This window comes from Burkholderiaceae bacterium DAT-1 (assembly GCA_019084025.1).
GTDB lineage: Bacteria > Pseudomonadota > Gammaproteobacteria > Burkholderiales > Chitinimonadaceae > DAT-1.
This window is the reverse complement of sequence record JAHRBI010000005.1, coordinates 285,588-301,899: the sequence shown is the minus strand read 5'-3', so window position 1 is coordinate 301,899 and position 16,312 is coordinate 285,588. Positions and strand designations below refer to the sequence as shown.

Genomic DNA, 16,312 nt, shown 5'->3' with positions numbered 1-16,312 from the left:
AGGAATGACGGGCGGCATATGTTTGCCGCCCGATGATGACTCAGTCGCGTCCGTTGAAGATTGCAGTGGCTGCCAGCTCTTCCAGTAGTGCTGCGGTTGCACAGCCTGGCATGGAGTAGGGGTCGAGCGTGGTGCCTGTAGACCGTTTGAGGATCACTGACAGATTTACCTTGTCCAGCTTCACGCGCGCCATGCTCCACGAAGGATACTTGCGCTCGGTAATCTCGCTGTATTCCAGCAGGATGAGATCACGGTGCCGCTCGTCGCGGGCAATGCGGACATAGAGTTCATTGACCTTTTCGCGACTGCCTTCCAGTGCCTGTACGAAAATGCTGTCATTGAAGCAGAGGATGCCGGTTATCCCGTGTTCGGGATTGTAGCGCCGTGCGGCCTGCAGAATTTCGTCTGACAGCGACTGCGTCACAGGAGTGACCGACCGACTTGCATAGATCAAGCGTACCAGCATGTTGCCCTCGATTGTCTGGTGGAGACTACTTGTTCATCAGGCTCAGGAATTCGCGGCGCAGATTGGCATCACGCAGGAAGGAGCCGCGCATCACGCTGTTCACCATCTTGGATTCCATATCCTTCACACCGCGCCAGTGCATGCAATAGTGATCGGCTTCCATCACAAGCGCAAGGCCATCGGGTTGCAGCTTGGTCATCAGCAGATCGGCGATCTGCGATACGGCCTCTTCCTGAATCTGCGGACGCGCCATCACCCATTCGATCAGACGGGCATATTTAGACAGACCGATCAGATTAGAGTGTTCATTCGGCATGACACCCACCCACACTCGGCCAATAATCGGGCACAGATGGTGCGAACAGGCGCTGCGTACACGGATCGGGCCGACAATCATCAGCTCGTTCAGGCGTTCGGCGTTGGGGAATTCGGTGACCGGTGGCATCGGCGCATAGCGACCGTGAAATACCTCGCGCACAAACATTTTGGCCACACGTTTGGCGGTGTCCTGGGTGTTGTGGTCGTTTTCCACATCAATCACCAGACTTTGCAGTACACCCATCAGCTTGCTTTGAACCTCAGCTTGCAAATCACCCAGTTCGCCCTCTTCAATGAACGCGGAGATATTGTCATTGGCATGAAAACGCATGCCCGCAGCTTCGATACGACGGCGGATACGAAGTGAGACTGGCTCGGTCGTGATGCTAGGCGTGGTGTCGGACATGTGTGTTTCCGGGGTGGTGAGTTCAAGCTACGCGATCATAGTGAGCTTGGACACGTAGCACAACCCTGAGTCCAATGGGGGTATTACACATATTAGTGCTGAAAGGTGTGTATTGCCCTGTCGTCGATCTGATGTGGCGACGTGTGCTGTGCGGCATGATCGAGCCCTGCAAGTTGCAGATGAATAAGGCGTGCGTACCGTCCATCTGGGTTCTGCATCAATTCCGCATGGTGGCCGCTTTCAAGCAGGCTACCGTGTTCCATCACCAGAATGCGATCGGCATGCATGATGGTGGAGTAGCGGTGTGCAATGATGATGGCCGTGCGTCCCTGCATCAAACGTGTCAGCGCGAGCTGCACTTGATGTTCGCTGGCAGCATCCAGCGCGCTGGTTGCTTCATCCAGAATCAGAATGCGCGGATTGCGCAGCATGGCGCGGGCAATGGCTATGCGCTGCTTTTGTCCGCCGGAAAGCTGAACGCCACGTTCCCCGACTTCGGTATCGTATCCGTGGGGAAACTGGCGGATAAAGTCGTCGGCATTGGCCTCGCGTGCGACGGCTATCACCGCTTCGCGGCTCACCGTCGTTCCCGTTGCACCAAACGCAATATTGTCGTGGATCGTGCCTGAGAACAGCGAGGGCTCCTGTTCGACAATGGCAATCTGCGCGCGCAGGGCAGGGATTGCATCCGGCGACAGTGGCATACCATCGACACGGATGTAGCCTTGATCTGCCTGATAATGGCCGAGTAGCAGACTTGCAATCGTAGATTTACCCGCACCCGATGCGCCAACCAGCGCGATCTTTTCGCCTGCACGAATATCAAAACTTACGTCATGTAGCGCAATGTGCTGTGGGCGCTCGGGGTAGGCGAACCAGACATGCTCGAATGTCACCTGTCCCATCAGTGGGGGGAGGGCGGATTGTACGGGTGCAGGTGCCGATTCATTCATCAGTTCAAAAACATGTTCGGTTGCACCCATCATTCGCATCCAGCTGTTCCAGAACTGACCGATCGCATCGGACGACTCTGTCACCATTGCGCCGTATACGATGAAGGCAGTCAGACTGCCCACGGTCAGTGCCCCCTCACCAATCAGCCGTGCGCCCAGCCAGAGGGTAAACAGCAATACCGCAAAGGTCAGCAACGCATATAAGCTGCGAAAGACCGAGAATAAGCGGCTGTTTGATAAATACTGCGTCAGTGTAGTGCGGCAGGCTGCTTCGTAGCGAGACTGCGCCAGTGCTTGTTGATTGAAGGCCTGCACCTGCCGGATATGGGTGAGATGTTCCTGTGCTACTCGTGCGCTGTAGGCAAGCTGGTCTTGGGTGAGTTTGCTGCGTGCCCGATATTGCTTACCGATGTGCTGGCCTAGCCAGACCGATACCGGAATATAGGCGAGCAGCGCCAAACTGAGTGTGGGTGAAATAGACACCAGCATGATGCTGCCACCGATAAAAACACACAGCGATCGTAATGAAATCGCTAACTCCATCGTCAGTGTTTCTTGTAATACCTCGACATCAACAGCAAGTCGATTGCCTAACTCTGCTGCATGATGCTTGTCGAAAAATGCAATGTGCTGGCTCAGCATCGCCCGGAACAACTGTTCGCGAACCTGAGTGACTATCATGTGGCCTGCAGAGTCGAACAGGTAAAATCGCAGCGCCATCATCACCGCCTGAAACAGCAGGAGTGCCGCACCTTGAATCAGGTAAGGCTGGACTGACGCCGGTGTCATCAGCGTGTTCAAGTGATCGATAAAATGCGATAGCGCCCTGGGGTAGATCATCTGAACTGCAACGGTGATCAGCATGAATAGACCGCCAAGCCCTAAGCGGACAGCCACAGGACGCAAAATACGCAGGCGGGACAAATGGGAGTGTGAAATGCCCGGACGCATAGGTATCAAATCACCTGCTGGGGTTCAGTGCGGGTCTGTGTCAACTGCTGTACAAATGCGTGCCAGTTATCATCGTCCAGCATTCCGCGCGCTTCGATCCGACCTTCGCCATTGATAAATATGTAGGCTGGCGAGAGCAGGGCGGGATTCAGGATGCGATAGTCGGCAGCAGTCAGTTGCAGCGTGTGATCTGCCATCGCGGTATGACCAATAAATCGTTTCAGGCGCCATGTGGATTCAAGGCTGACAAAGGTGATGCCAACCCCCGCTTCATGTGCGTATGGCAATAAGGCATCAAGGCTCGGGAGTTTTGCCTCGCATTTGGGACAGGCACTGCTCAAAAACAGGAGCGCAACGGGGGTATCGATTGTTCTGTGCGTATGGGGTGCGGTGAGTGGCGTTCCTGCAAACAGCGGGAGTGCATCACCAGTGCCGGGTGCATCTTCAATGGCGGCGCGATCTGTTAGCTTGCTTACCTTACTGTGCAGGATCAGCAAGAGTTTCAGATTGAATGCAAGCAGCAAAGCCAGTACAGCCACGGAAACTTGAAGCAGAAAGACGGCATTCATACGTGGGCTTCCTGAATATATTGCTGGACAATCGTCGCGACATCATGGAGATGGATCAGCAGCAGCGCCAAGGGGAATGACAGGGCGAGACTAAGTAGATGCGGATGCAGAGGGGGCTGTCCTTGTGCCTGTAATAGCGTTGCACAAACGAGTAGTCCGATTATCAGTAGATTCCGTCCAATATCCCAGTGTGAAAGTGGTCTGCCTGATTCTCCAAAACAGCTGCACCGCACTAGGCTGGATGTCAGATAGCGCCAGATCAGCAGGGTAGTGAGTACGACGAACAGTGCTAGACAGGCAGGCACGGCTATCGAGGTGTTTATGCCGATGCAGGCGCAGGCCAGCATACTTTCGACAGCAACAAGCATGCTCGCCACATACCCTGTGAAGTACCGGGGAATATGGAAGGATTCGTGTAAATGATGACGAAACTGGGTCAGTGTCGCGAGTTTGCCGCCTGCGGCCGCAAGGAGCAGACAGCCCGTTGTTGAACGGATGAGATCGTAGACGATGGGGGACAGGCTCATTGGACTGCCTCGGTTTGCCAGCTGGGGCGCATATCGTCTGGCGTGCGCACGCGAGTATGCATATGGGTGCGGGTGATCAGTGCAGTGTCGATCCAGCTGTCGGTTTCGGACGCGCGACAGGCACCGCCTACCATGCGCTGCAGTGCGCGCGAGATCTGCCACGTATCCTGTTCGAGATCGCCCAGATGACGGATGCTCAGCCCCATATTGGCCATCTCATCCAGAGTGAGCGCATAGGCGTGCGAATGCCAGCTCTGCGCAAGCGCCTGGGCAATCGCTCTGCGTTGCTGCTTGTCGAGATGCGCAAGCGGAAACTGCAGCAGCTCGGTGCTGATAGACAGCACTTCCTCTGTGACTCTGTAAAACGCGGTGAGTGAGGTGGGAAAAATCTGATTGCACAGTGTTGACCAAGCCTGAGCGTGCGCGGTAACGCTATCCTGTCCGAACCAGTGTTCACTCATTCTGGCAAACAGGCGGATGTCTTCGCTGGAAAGCGCCTGCTGCCCGTCTTCACCGCCATGCAGGTGCGGATCGATGGGCGAGAAGATCGCTAGCGGGCCTGCGAGGATCTCGTTTGCAGCCAGTGACAGAATCGTCGCGGCAGATTCGCAGCGCCATGGCACGAGAACGGACAGATGTTTGCAATACTCGCGCAACAACAGGGCAATCCGTCGCGCAGCATTCACCTCGCCGCCCCGCGACTGCAGAATCACATCCAGACGCTTGGTGCGCCCGATCGAGTTGAGTACATCGTATAGCGTGGGTAGTAAATCCATTTCAAGATGACTGGCAGCCAATACCAGTACCTTGCTTTCGCGAGCCGTTTCGATTGCGTGAATCGCTGCGCTTACATCTAGATTGTTTGCGTGCATGTACTGGCATCCATCAGCGTATGTGCAAGGGTGTCGATCATACGGAATTGGGGAATCAGTTCCTCGATATAGAGAAACTGCCCGACCGGATTGTTTTCGAGAAAAACACATTCGCCGTCGGGCGTCACGATCAGGTCGATTGCGCCATACTGAAGCTTGTAGCTATGAACGAAATCGCGGCAGCGCTGCTCGAGTGCAGGCGGCAATATATAGGCCTCGTAGGGGATCTCGGCATGCATATCACGACAGTCGATACGCGTCCGTTCATCTTGCTGAGAAAGAATCTTGGCCGCAAAGACATGCTGACCGATTACCGTGACACGGAGTTCATACGCCTTGGGAATGTATGCCTGAAAATGGCACGGTAGCTCTGCCACGGCATCAATGTGCGTCATCATGTCATCATCCACCACGGTGGTGCCAATTCCCGTGTTGACCTGCACGTCTTCGGGGACAGACTCTGCGCCAAGATGCGGACTCGAGAGTGCCTTGAATACCATGTCTCCCCGGATGGCAGAGCGAAATTGGACAACCGCCTCCGGATGATTGCTCACCAGTGTGTCCGGAATCAGAAAGCCAAAGCGCACGGCTCGCTGTAATTGTTCGCCTTTCCACATGGCTCCGCGTAGTGCCAGTGGATGGCTCATCCAGTAACAATCAAGCGTGTAGAGCAGCCCGAATAAGGCATGTTCGGCTTCCTGACGTGCATACGCGATTTCCTGAGCGCCCAAATCATCGCTGGTAAACGCAAACTCGCCGGATTTTCTGAGCCACACTGCGCCGACATCATCCAGATTGATCATGTGGCCACTGGGCAAATGCCGGATGGTGCGCAGCATGTCATGCTGCATCCAGGCATGATTCAGGCGATAGTCGCGTGGGTAGCAATCGAGGTTGATGCGGAAGGTGGGGGCGCCCAGCGCATTGAGGCGAATCTCAACCAGGTCAGCATGCAGATCCATACTATTGGAGATGATGAGAATATGCGGCCGATCCATTTTCATTCCGTTCCAGACCCTCAAGAATCAAAAAGCCCTGCCAGTCAGGCAAGGCTTTCGATTGATGCAGATGCTTGAATTAGCACCAGATTCCGTTGTCGGTGCGGCTACCAGGACGTGGCGCACGAGCATCCGGACCACTGCAACCGGCGGTGGAGACGTTGTTGCGAACTTGCCATTGGGCTTCTTGCTTGTCTTGCTTCTTGTCCACCAGCTTGAACGCAAACAGCTTGGATGCTTGTTGATTCTTCATTTCTACAACCTTTCTTTTGGTCAGGGTGAAATTGCAGCTTCAGGTGTGCCACCGGTTTGGTGGTGTGTCAGACGATATTTTTTACCTCGGCATGCGTCAATGTGCACTGCAATAAATTGCAACTATTGTTGCATTCATGTTGATTGTGTTTTCTGGGTGGTGCGCCATTCTTCCATCCGTCTGCAGGGACTTGACCTATAACTGAAGGTGACAAGGTATTGGCTGGTCGACGATTCAGGGTATGTGGCGTGCGTCGACGGAGGCGATTTTTTGGGGGATCCGCATGTTTCGCGGACTGGGAAGGCGATTCCGACACAGACGACGCACCCGCCACATCGCGCTGGCGGTGGGCGGCTATGTGATGTTTGCCTGCCTATGGATCGTACTCTCCGACCAGCTGTTGTCCAATGTGCTCAGCAAGGAAGCGCTGGTCAAAATATCGACCTATAAGGGCTTATTCTTTATTCTGGTCACGGCGGCAGGGTTCTATCTGGCACTGCGTTCAGTCCCCGCGCATGTTCCCGATGGCGGAGCAGTGGTGCTCAGTGGCCATCTGGCAGGCGAGACAAGCGGACATCGCCACATCCGCTGGGGGACGTACCTCTACGCAATTGTGTTACCGCTTGCAATGCTGCTGCTTCGTAGCAAGGGGCTCGCGACGCTGCATGATCACCCCTTGCTGATTCTATACATGGTACCCATCACCATCTGTGCCCTGATCGGGGGCTTGGGGCCTGGCGGGGTCGCAACACTGGTGTCCGTATCGGGGGCGTATGTGATTGCTTCCCCCGAATCGCTTTCTGCTGACTCCCTGTCACGCCTGCATTTTCAGCTTGCCATGCTGTTTGTGGTGGGGTGGATTGTGAGCATCACGTCCGAATCGATGCGCCAAGCGCTGCGCAGGCAAAAGCAAAGCGCCCAGCTACTGAAGGCGGTGATTTCCGGCACATCGGATGCCATTTTTATCAAGGATATTCATGGTCGCTACCTGATGGCCAATCAGGCAGGGGCAGATTTTGTCGGCGTCCCACCCGATACGATGGTCGGATTAAGTGATGCTGCATTTTTCAATGCGCCGTCAGTCGAGTTGATCCGTCAGCGTGATCACGCGGTTATCTCAGGTGGTGAGGTGAGAACGGCTGAGGAAGATGTGTGTACTCACCGGGGTGAACAGCGGATTTTCCTGTCAACTAAAGGGCCTGTGCGTGATCCGGATGGACAGGTATGCGGCTTATTCGGCATTTCGCGTGATATCACAGCGCAAAAGCAGGCCGAGCTTGCGCTGCGCACCAGTGAAGACGCCCTCCGCCAGGCGCAACGGCTCTCTCTCACGGGGAGCTGGGAATGGCAATTGTCTACTGGCAAACATATCTGGTCAGCGCAAGTCTATGAAATCTACGGATTGCCGCCCGATTCCGGTGCGCGTGCCTACTCCGACCTTAGCCATCTGTATACCGACGAAAGCTGGGGCATATTATCGCAGGCAATTGAGCGCGCGGTCAGTGATGGCGAGTCCTTTCAGTGCAATGCCGAGATTGTGCAGCCCGGTGGAGAGCACAGGCATGTGGTGTCGCTGTGTGAGGTGATCAGACATCCGAACGGCGACATGATCGGGTTGCGCGGCACGTTGCAGGATGTCACGGCTATGCGAGCTGCAGAAGCACGATTGCGCGAAAGTGAGGAGCGACTGCAGCGCGTGATCGAAGTGACCAGTGATGGGTTCTGGGACTGGGATGTACGCTCTGACCAGGTGTATCGATCCCCACGCTTTTATGAAGTTGTCGGTTTGCAGCGCACAACAGAAAACTGCGGGCACTTAATCAGTGATCTGATCCTTGAAGAAGATCGTGCTGCAGCCCTTCATAAAATGGATATGCATATCTCGGGTGAGTCCGATGCGCTGGAGATTGATTTTCGTCTTGCCTATCCGGTTGATGAGACGCGCTGGATGCGATTATGCGGGCGCGCCATTCGCCGCAATAGCGAGGGACATGCCGAACGTATTGTCGGGACAATTACCGATGTCACGGTGCAGCGGCAGCACGAAATCCTCCTGAGAGAGGCGGGCGTTGTCTTTGAAAGCAGTTACGAGGGCATCATGGTGGTCGGGCCGGATATGGCAATTCGGCGCGTAAATCCAAGTTTTACGCGAATTACGGGCTATTCGGCTGATGAGGTTTTGGGCAAAAATCCGCACATCCTGTCATCCGGCCGGCAAGGCCCTGCTTTTTATGAGGGGATGTGGCGAGATATCCATGCAAATGGCTTCTGGCGGGGCGAAATCTGGAATCGACGCAAAAATGGCGAAGTGTTTGCCGAAATGCTGTCTATTTCGTCGGTGCGAGACGCAAATGGACAATCGCAATACTACATCGCCGTATTCACCGATATCAGTAAACTGAAGGCACACGAGGCAGAGCTTGATCGCGTTGCCAACTACGATGCCCTGACCGGCTTGCCTAACAGACGTTTGCTGTCTGATCGCCTGACCCAGGCGATTGCACGTTCGGAGCGAACGAACCGAGCCTGTGCCATCTGTTATCTGGATGTAGATGGCTTTAAATCGGTGAATGATGTGTACGGCCATGCGACCGGTGATCAGATGCTGGTGACACTAGCCAACAATCTCAAAGCGATGCTGCGTGCAGAAGATACGCTGGCACGTGTAGGCGGAGACGAGTTCGTCATTATCTTGCTGGAACTGGCCAGCAATCAGGAGTGCATCACGATTCTGGATCGAATCGTTCAGGCCGGCGCCTTGCCCATGATGTGCGAAGGACAACCCCTGCAAGTGTCGATCAGTATCGGCGTGGCTTTGTATCCGGATGATCATGTCGATGCCGATACCTTGCTGCGGCACGCCGATCAGGCCATGTATGCAGCAAAGGAATCCGGTAAGAACCGCTATCAGCTCTTTGATCTGGAAAACGATCGTCAGGCGCAAAGCAGACGCCATCAGCAGGATACGTTAAAGATGGCCTTGGATCGTGGCGAATTCTGTCTGTATTACCAACCCAAGGTCGATCTGGTGGATGGCACAGTGTACGGCGCCGAAGCGTTACTGCGCTGGCATCATCCCGAGAAAGGCGTGATTCATCCCGCTGAGTTTCTTCCCCATATCGAAGGGAGCGATCTCGATCGGACGTTTGGCGAATGGGTCATTGATCAATCCGTTCGCCAGCTTGCTGTCTGGCATGAGGAGGGGCTGCAGTGTAATGTCAGTGCCAATGTCAGTGCCTACCATTTACTGCAATCCAGCTTTTATGATCATTTGTCCGCAGTGCTTGAGCGAAATCGCGATCTGACCGCGCATTACTTTGAGCTGGAAGTACTGGAGTCTGCGGCGATTGGAGACATGGAACAAGCCATTCTGATTCTGAACCGCTGCCGTCAGCTTGGCGTGCGATTTGCGCTGGATGACTTTGGAACGGGCTATTCCTCGCTGACGCATTTGCGCCGTTTACCAGCGGATACCCTCAAGATTGATCAGAGTTTTGTACGTGATATGCTGGAAAGCCGCGATGATTTGGGCATTGTGTCCGGCGTGATTCAGTTGGCGCATGCATTTAATCTGCAGGTGATTGCCGAGGGCGTGGAAACCATGGATCACGGACTGGAGCTGATGCACCTCGGATGTCGTTTGGTGCAGGGATTTGGCATTGCCAGACCCATGCCTGCCGAGGACTTCCCTGTATGGGTGAGGGACTGGCAGCAGCACCAGCCTTGGCGTTATCTACCCACCCGGCCTTATCCGGCGCCTCAAGCGTAAACGGCTTGTGCATTTTATGCGTATCTGACAAACGGCACTTGCCAGCCGGCAAGTTTGCGTTGACTGCTCTGCTGCTGTGCCTATATTGGCTATATCTGCCTAGATAGGCGCGCCCCTAGCGCCAGTGGAGACATCATGAATGCTGCATTGAAAGCCGTGCATGTTCAACGGGTACCCGACGCCAGTTCGGTCGGGCAAACGCACTGGCTCAGGCCGTTTCTGACGCTGCTTCTCCTGACTATACCGGGCTCGCTGGCCGCCTATCTTTTATTCGGAGTAGAGGGCGAGCTAGGCGGTCTGGATGTGCTGATTGCGGGGGCGGCTGCGATTGCCGTGCTGGCCGCGCTTAAGCTGACAGCTTATGATCCGCATTCACCGATTTACGCAAATGAAGCTGAAGATTTGTGCAGAGTGCAGCATGGTCAGCAGGCGTTCGGTCAATCTGTGCTGCGCTTTAGGTTGCATGCAGTGCCCGCTGGAGGTGGGGCATTGGCGCATCTAGAGCACAAGCCATGGCGCCATGATGCTGACGATGATCATACGCATGTCTGGTCAAAGGCTCACCGACAAGCGGCGCGTTAATCCACTGCGTTCAGTTCGAGTACCGTCGTCATGCGATGAGCTGGACTTGCTCAATGGCACTTAAACGCGTTTAGCTAGTGCAATGAGGTCATCAGTCGCAAATCGTGCGGTACTGGGGCTGGCTACCAATGTATCGAATACCAGCATAAATCCTGCTCGACTGATGTGCGCCAGTATTGCATCGGGCGTTCGGTAGTGCATCAGCATACGCTCCCCCGCGCTGGACGACTGAACCAGCGTGTGTGTTTTTGTGGCCGAAAGTGTTGATAGATAGAGCGGTGCATTGGGGCTGAGAACATCGTATATGGCCTGCAATGTGGCAGCTGCAGCCTGATCATCCAGATAGCTCAATCCAAACGCGAATGCGGCACCATCAAAAGTTTGACCGAGCAGAGGTATATCTCGGCAGTCACTTACCAGGAAAGTGGCATCGGGCACTCTCCTTTGCGCTTCAGCAATCATACCGGGTGCGATGTCGATGCCCGTGACCTGCAAATCGGGTCGTACCGACCGAATAAAGGCGCTGACATTGCCCGGGCCACACGCCACATCAATCACCTGTCCACCTTTTCGCACCTGGGAAAGCCACTTGCTGTAATAGCGATCGTACTCGTGCAGATCGAAGTAGTGATCTGCATAGCGTTTGGCATGGCGATCGAAGAGTTCGGCTGGACTGTATAGCACGCCTGATGCGGATGCGGGAGGATGGTCGGGCATTGTGCAAGTCATTCAAATAAAAGCATATAAATTGACTTTATCCCAAAAGCATACTGCCGTGTCAGGAAGCATGGTAAATGGTTGCTCACGTGGAGATTCATGCAACATCACGGCAAGTAGCTACTAGTGTGGCAAGGGACCTGTGGGGCGCTGATACTGCGGTGCCTTCAGGGACGGAATGGGGTGCGCTGCCAATTCTCTCGATAGAAGGGCAATAGCGGCGGACAGTTGTGCATCCTCACCATTGAAGGTAGCACGAGGCAGGTTGTCGACGCGTATATCCGGCTGAACGCCGCGCCCCTCGATCAGCTCTTTACCATCTAGTGTGGTCTTGGTCATTGTGGGTAGCGTAAGCTGGCCACCATCCAGCATGGTCAACGTGATCGGAGACATCCCCGCGCCACTAATGGGCATGCCGATGACAGTGCCCAGCTTCAGGCGCTGAATGGCTTCGGCGGTGGATTCTCCATTGGAGTAGGTTTGCTCATTGATGAGCACCGCAAGTTTTCCGCGATACGCCTGGCTGGATTTGGTGACGGGTGCCCCCAACGAGGCGAGTCGTTCGCGTTTGAAGGCCCAGGCTTGGCGCATGAGCCGGTCGAGAATCACGCTATCGAGTCCGCCCCCAAGGTTATAGCGGAGATCGAGCACGATCCCGTCCTTGTCGAGTGCGCCAAAAAAGTCATCTGCAAAGTCAGCTAGTCCTTGTCCAGCCATATCCCGAACATGTACGTAGCCAATGCGTCCTTTGGATAGGGAGTCAGTCAGGCGTGCCCTTTGTACACGCCAGTGCGCGTAACGCAGATCTTGCTCCTCGGTAATGGCAACGGGGGTAACGCTACGCTGGATCGTGTCTTCTCCGCGCATGAGTGTCAGTGTGGTTGAGTGGCCGGCGGTTCCTCTGAGTGCTTCGTTGAGATGCGGTTTGCCGGAGACCGGCTGTTCGTTGATGGCGGTGATGATGTCGCCCGCACGAATGTCTTCTCGTGCGGCGTTGAGTGGTGGCGCAAGATGGGGCAGTTCGGGATCGTGCATCAGCATCGAATCAATGCGCCAGCCGCCCTTCACCGGTGAAACCCAGGCGCCCAGGGTCGCGAGGCTGACCGCAAACTGTGGTGCAGGTGGCGATACAGTGCTGTGTCCGGCACCCAGTGTTGCCGACATGCGTCCGATCAGATCATACAACTCCTGTGCGGTGGAGACGCGTGCCAGTTCTGGTTCAAATTGCTGCCGGATGGCCTGCCAGTCCAGTCCGCGCATACCGGCATCAAAGAAACGATCGCGCAGTTGCCGCCAGGCATCGACAAAAATTTCCTGCCATTCCTGGGCGGGCTGGATACGGGGATGCCAGTCTGCGAATTGGATAGGGTGGCTGTCGCCCGGTAGATGATTGTTGAGCGTGACGATGCGCCAGCGAATGTGCTGGCCATCTCTGGTTTTGATCAGTGCGCGAGTGTGATCGTTGGAGAGAGTGTAGTCCTGCACATCATGCGCCAGATCGGTCATCACACTGGGTGCATTCAGCGCAAAAGTGCGCAGTATGTTGTTGTCCACAAACCAGACGCGCTGATCATCGAGATGCACTTTTGCCAATGGATAGGGGAAAGGCATCGGATCGCTCAGACCCGTCACCGTATCGGGTTTGGATGCCATCATCTGCATACGTTCATATGAGCGAAGGCCCGCATTCAAGGCTCGGTCAGCTGCCTGATTGGCATGCTGGCTAGCGCCGAAGTCGCGTTCTGTTCGATAGAGCAAGCGACTGCCATCATCACTAAAGACTGGATGCCATGAGGCGTAGCGACTTGTGGTGAGCCAGGTCTGGCGCCCTGTCGCAGTCTGCACATGCAGGAGGCGTGCACGCTCTGGCACAGCGCCCGGTGCCGTTAGAATCAGGGACACATTGTCTGGTGACCAGGTCAGCTCACTGGGAGAGGATGACAGCGCATCCAGCGGAATCTGGCGGGGCGGCACAGGCTGAGTACCATGCACCTCCACCAGAAAGAGGCGACCAAGGTTATCTGTGTAAGCGAGTTGTCGACCATCGGGTGAGATCGCGGCCAGTTCTGGCTGGCCGGTATGGCCGATCGTGATTTGTTGAGCAGGCACCTCGCCGGAGACCGGGAAGCGCCAGACACCATACTCGCCGGAAAAACTGCACAGTGCATAGAGGCTGGCACTATCGATGCCGAATTGCGGTAGCGTACATGCTCCATTGGCCGGGTAGGGACGTTCGTGCAATGCGCCATTTGGATCCGCAATGGCAAGTCGCCCGCGTGCGATGAATGCTGCATGCAGTCCATCGGGCGCAAAAGCATGCTGTACGGAATCGGGATCAATCTCTGCGGCGAAGGCGGCTTGATCCTGCATGGGCGAATTGAGCACGGGCTGGATGTGTCGTCCGTGATCGCGCGAATCATTCAGGTCGATCCGGTACAGTTCAGAACCCACTGCCAACGCCGCCTGATGGCCATCCAGGCTGGCATGACGGATGTCCTGCTGTTTAAAGAACGTGTGCTGACGGAGCGCGTGTCCGTTTGCTCCCACCGACCAGAGATTGACTGTGCCATCGCGATCCGACAGAAACGCAATCCGCTCACCTTGCGAAGAGGCGTAGGGCATTGGACGGTATGCATAATCGCCCGCATCTTTCAGGAGCGGTGCTGCCTCGGACTGCCCTGTCAGATCCAGTTTCCAGACGCGACCACGTGCGCCACCCCGATACAAACGGGCATTGTCATGATTATTCATCCCGCCACGCGTGAAATAGAGGGTATGGCCATTAGTGCTTAACGCGCCATCGCTCGCTTGTGATACGGGCAACTGCCTGACCACACCGCTGTGCATATTCACCGTCAGCAGCGTGCGAGCAGGGGGGCCGTCGGTATCACTGAACAGGATGTCGCCATTGTCTGCAAATCCCCAGATTTCCGGATGATGGTAGCGCCAAGTCAGTCTGCGTGGCGTGCCACCTTCTGCTGGCATGAGGTAGATTTCTTCAAATTGCCCATGTGGTCTGACAAATGCAATCCATTTACCATCGGCCGACGGAACTGGAAAAGCCTGCTTGCGCGTGAATCCCGGCGCGCTGAGTCGTGTAGCCAAACCACCTTCATTGGCAACCCGCCAGATTTCGTCGTCGGCAACAAAATAGGTGGTATTGCCCTGTGTTGCGGGCATGCGAATATAAGGCAGGGGCGGATCTGCGAGGCAGGGCAATGCCATCAGGCAAGCGCAGAAAATGAGGCTCATGCGCGATGTGTACGGGATGCTAAAAGACATGAACAGATGATCAGACGAATATCAAAGCGTTTGATTATGCCATGTAATGCCAGAGGCAATTGCCCCGAATCCCACCCGGAATGAGCAGGGAGTCCGGGGCATAATCAGATTATGCTGCTGCGCCGGTCAGTGAGTGTCGGAATCGGACAATATCCTCTATGGTCAGCACAGCCAGATCATGTGCATGCGCATATTCAATTACCGCATCGCCCCGCATCATGCTGCCATCCGGATGCATCAATTCACATAGTAGGGCGGCAGGCTGCAGTCCCGCTAACATCGCCAAATCTACAGAACCCTCGGTATGGCCGCGCCGTGCGAATACGCCTCCATCTGCGGCGCGGATGGGGTAAAGATGGCCGGGAGACACGATATTGTCAGGATTGAGGGTCAGGGCAGCACGTGTGGTGGTGACGCGATCGGCCGCAGATACGCCTGTTGTCACGCCATGCCGTGCTTCGATGGGAATGGTAAATGCGGTTCCGTAGCGACTGCCGTTTTCAGCACAAACGGGCGGTAGCCCAAGCGCATCCATGGCGTGGCCGGGTAGACACAGGCAGACGATGCCGCTGCAATCGCGGATCAGGGTGGCCATCGTGGGAAGATCGATCAGCTCGGCCGCGACGATCAGATCCGCTTCATTTTCGCGATCTTCATCGTCGAGCAAGACAACCGCTTTGCCTGCACGCATGGCGGCAAGTGCACGATTTATCCGCTCGGTGGGCGTCGTGGTGTGAAAGTAATGTGTAAAGGTTGAGTGGTGAAGGGCTTGCATATGAAACGCTCCTTGTCGGATTAAGTGGCAAGTAAGCGTTCAGGGCAGACCGCAGGTACGTGCCGGAACAACCGCTGGCGTACGCACGGCAAAACACCGCCCACGCACTGACAAAATCAGGGGGTGGTCGGGTGTTGTCTTCTTTCATCCGGACTATGAGGCATGCATCCATGCCATGACCGTCGGCTCCGGCATTAAACCGGATCTGCTGACCCTTCAAGCAGCACGGCGGCCGGACCCGAAGGCGCTCGCGGGCTCCCGCAGCATGCTGCGGCTACCGCCGGTGGGGAATTCCACCCCGCCCTGAAGACGCACTGCATGCCGGAATGGGCAAGCAGTGGCGATATGGTAGTGAAGAATGTCCTGAGGGGCAATGCGAGGTGCTAGCGTCTGCGGGGCGTAAATCCGGAATCGATTTTTGCTGTGGCGTGACGGAAGGTAATGCGACCCTTGGTCAGGTCGTAGGGCGACATTTCAACGGTAACCTTGTCACCTGTCAGTATACGGATACGGTGCATCTTCATCTTGCCCGAACCATAGGCCAGAATTTCCACCCCGTTTTCAAGGGTGACGCGAAATCGTGATTCAGGCAGGCTGTCGACCACGACGCCTTCAAATGTAACGGTGCCTTCTTTTTCTTTCATGCCGTGTGCTCCTCTGGAGTCGACAGCAAACACTGCCGACAGAAATGGGGAAGACCAAAGTGCAATCGAACCTGAATGAGCGACGAGAACAGAATGGTGAGATGCCGGTTGTGATGCACTGAAGTGCATCCTGACGCTTCATTACGAGCCAACAGACTCATCAAGCGCTTTGAACATCAACTGAAGCGCTTTCTGGATGTGATATCAGAAAGAGAAATCGGCCAACGAGG

At 55.4% G+C, this 16,312-nt stretch carries 14 protein-coding genes and 1 riboswitch; of the genes, 2 read left to right on the top strand and 12 right to left on the bottom strand.

Translation table 11 applies throughout. The annotated features are described in order from the left end of the window. Window positions 1–40 precede the first annotated feature (40 nt). The 8 genes from KSF73_12295 to KSF73_12260 form a co-directional block, all read right to left on the bottom strand. Window positions 41–466: a BLUF domain-containing protein gene (locus tag KSF73_12295; protein MBV1776489.1), complete on the bottom strand. Its 426-nt coding sequence runs from the start codon at window positions 464–466 to the stop codon at window positions 41–43. 25 nt (window positions 467–491) lie between these two features. Continuing rightward, window positions 492–1,190: a GTP cyclohydrolase I gene (locus KSF73_12290; GenBank protein MBV1776488.1), complete on the bottom strand. Its 699-nt coding sequence runs from the start codon at window positions 1,188–1,190 to the stop codon at window positions 492–494. A gap of 92 nt (window positions 1,191–1,282) precedes the next feature. After that, a complete protein-coding gene (locus tag KSF73_12285) occupies window positions 1,283–3,082 on the bottom strand; it encodes an ATP-binding cassette domain-containing protein (protein MBV1776487.1) in 1,800 nt (599 codons plus the stop codon). A gap of 17 nt (window positions 3,083–3,099) precedes the next feature. Continuing rightward, a complete protein-coding gene (locus tag KSF73_12280) occupies window positions 3,100–3,663 on the bottom strand; it encodes a redoxin domain-containing protein (protein ID MBV1776486.1) in 564 nt (187 codons plus the stop codon). After that, window positions 3,660–4,190, bottom strand: coding sequence for a hypothetical protein (locus KSF73_12275; protein MBV1776485.1), 531 nt, complete (start codon window positions 4,188–4,190; stop codon window positions 3,660–3,662). Before KSF73_12275 ends, KSF73_12280 begins: the two co-directional genes overlap by 4 nt. Beyond that, window positions 4,187–5,062: a hypothetical protein gene (locus KSF73_12270; protein MBV1776484.1), complete on the bottom strand. Its 876-nt coding sequence runs from the start codon at window positions 5,060–5,062 to the stop codon at window positions 4,187–4,189. Before KSF73_12270 ends, KSF73_12275 begins: the two co-directional genes overlap by 4 nt. Further along, a complete protein-coding gene (locus KSF73_12265; protein ID MBV1776483.1) occupies window positions 5,044–6,060 on the bottom strand; it encodes a hypothetical protein in 1,017 nt (338 codons plus the stop codon). Before KSF73_12265 ends, KSF73_12270 begins: the two co-directional genes overlap by 19 nt. A 79-nt stretch (window positions 6,061–6,139) precedes the next feature. Beyond that, window positions 6,140–6,313, bottom strand: coding sequence for a hypothetical protein (locus KSF73_12260; GenBank protein MBV1776482.1), 174 nt, complete (start codon window positions 6,311–6,313; stop codon window positions 6,140–6,142). Between the two features lie 283 nt (window positions 6,314–6,596). On the opposite strand from KSF73_12260, the gene KSF73_12255 reads away from it, so the two are divergent. Together KSF73_12255 and KSF73_12250 are read left to right on the top strand one after the other, a co-directional pair. Further along, the gene (locus tag KSF73_12255) at window positions 6,597–10,082 is read left to right on the top strand and encodes an EAL domain-containing protein (protein ID MBV1776481.1); all 3,486 of its coding nucleotides are present in this window, start codon (window positions 6,597–6,599) and stop codon (window positions 10,080–10,082) included. Between the two features lie 135 nt (window positions 10,083–10,217). Continuing rightward, entirely contained in the window at window positions 10,218–10,664 is a 447-nt protein-coding gene (locus tag KSF73_12250; GenBank protein ID MBV1776480.1) for a hypothetical protein, read from the top strand. Window positions 10,665–10,724: 60 nt separating this feature from the next. On the opposite strand, the gene KSF73_12245 is transcribed toward KSF73_12250, so the two are convergent. The 4 genes from KSF73_12245 to infA form a co-directional block, all read right to left on the bottom strand. Then, window positions 10,725–11,381, bottom strand: a complete 657-nt coding sequence (locus KSF73_12245) for a class I SAM-dependent methyltransferase (GenBank protein ID MBV1776479.1) — start codon at window positions 11,379–11,381, stop codon at window positions 10,725–10,727. Window positions 11,382–11,504: 123 nt separating this feature from the next. Further along, window positions 11,505–14,633 (bottom strand): PDZ domain-containing protein, encoded by a 3,129-nt coding sequence (locus KSF73_12240; GenBank protein ID MBV1776478.1) that lies wholly within the window; start codon window positions 14,631–14,633, stop codon window positions 11,505–11,507. A gap of 139 nt (window positions 14,634–14,772) precedes the next feature. After that, window positions 14,773–15,438 carry a 3,4-dihydroxy-2-butanone-4-phosphate synthase gene (gene ribB / locus KSF73_12235; protein ID MBV1776477.1) on the bottom strand — a complete coding sequence of 222 codons (666 nt, stop codon included), beginning with the start codon at window positions 15,436–15,438 and terminating at the stop codon, window positions 14,773–14,775. A gap of 132 nt (window positions 15,439–15,570) precedes the next feature. Further along, window positions 15,571–15,753, bottom strand: a riboswitch (FMN riboswitch). A gap of 68 nt (window positions 15,754–15,821) precedes the next feature. Further along, window positions 15,822–16,082, bottom strand: coding sequence for a translation initiation factor IF-1 (gene infA / locus KSF73_12230; protein ID MBV1776476.1), 261 nt, complete (start codon window positions 16,080–16,082; stop codon window positions 15,822–15,824). Between the last annotated feature and the right edge of the window lie 230 nt (window positions 16,083–16,312).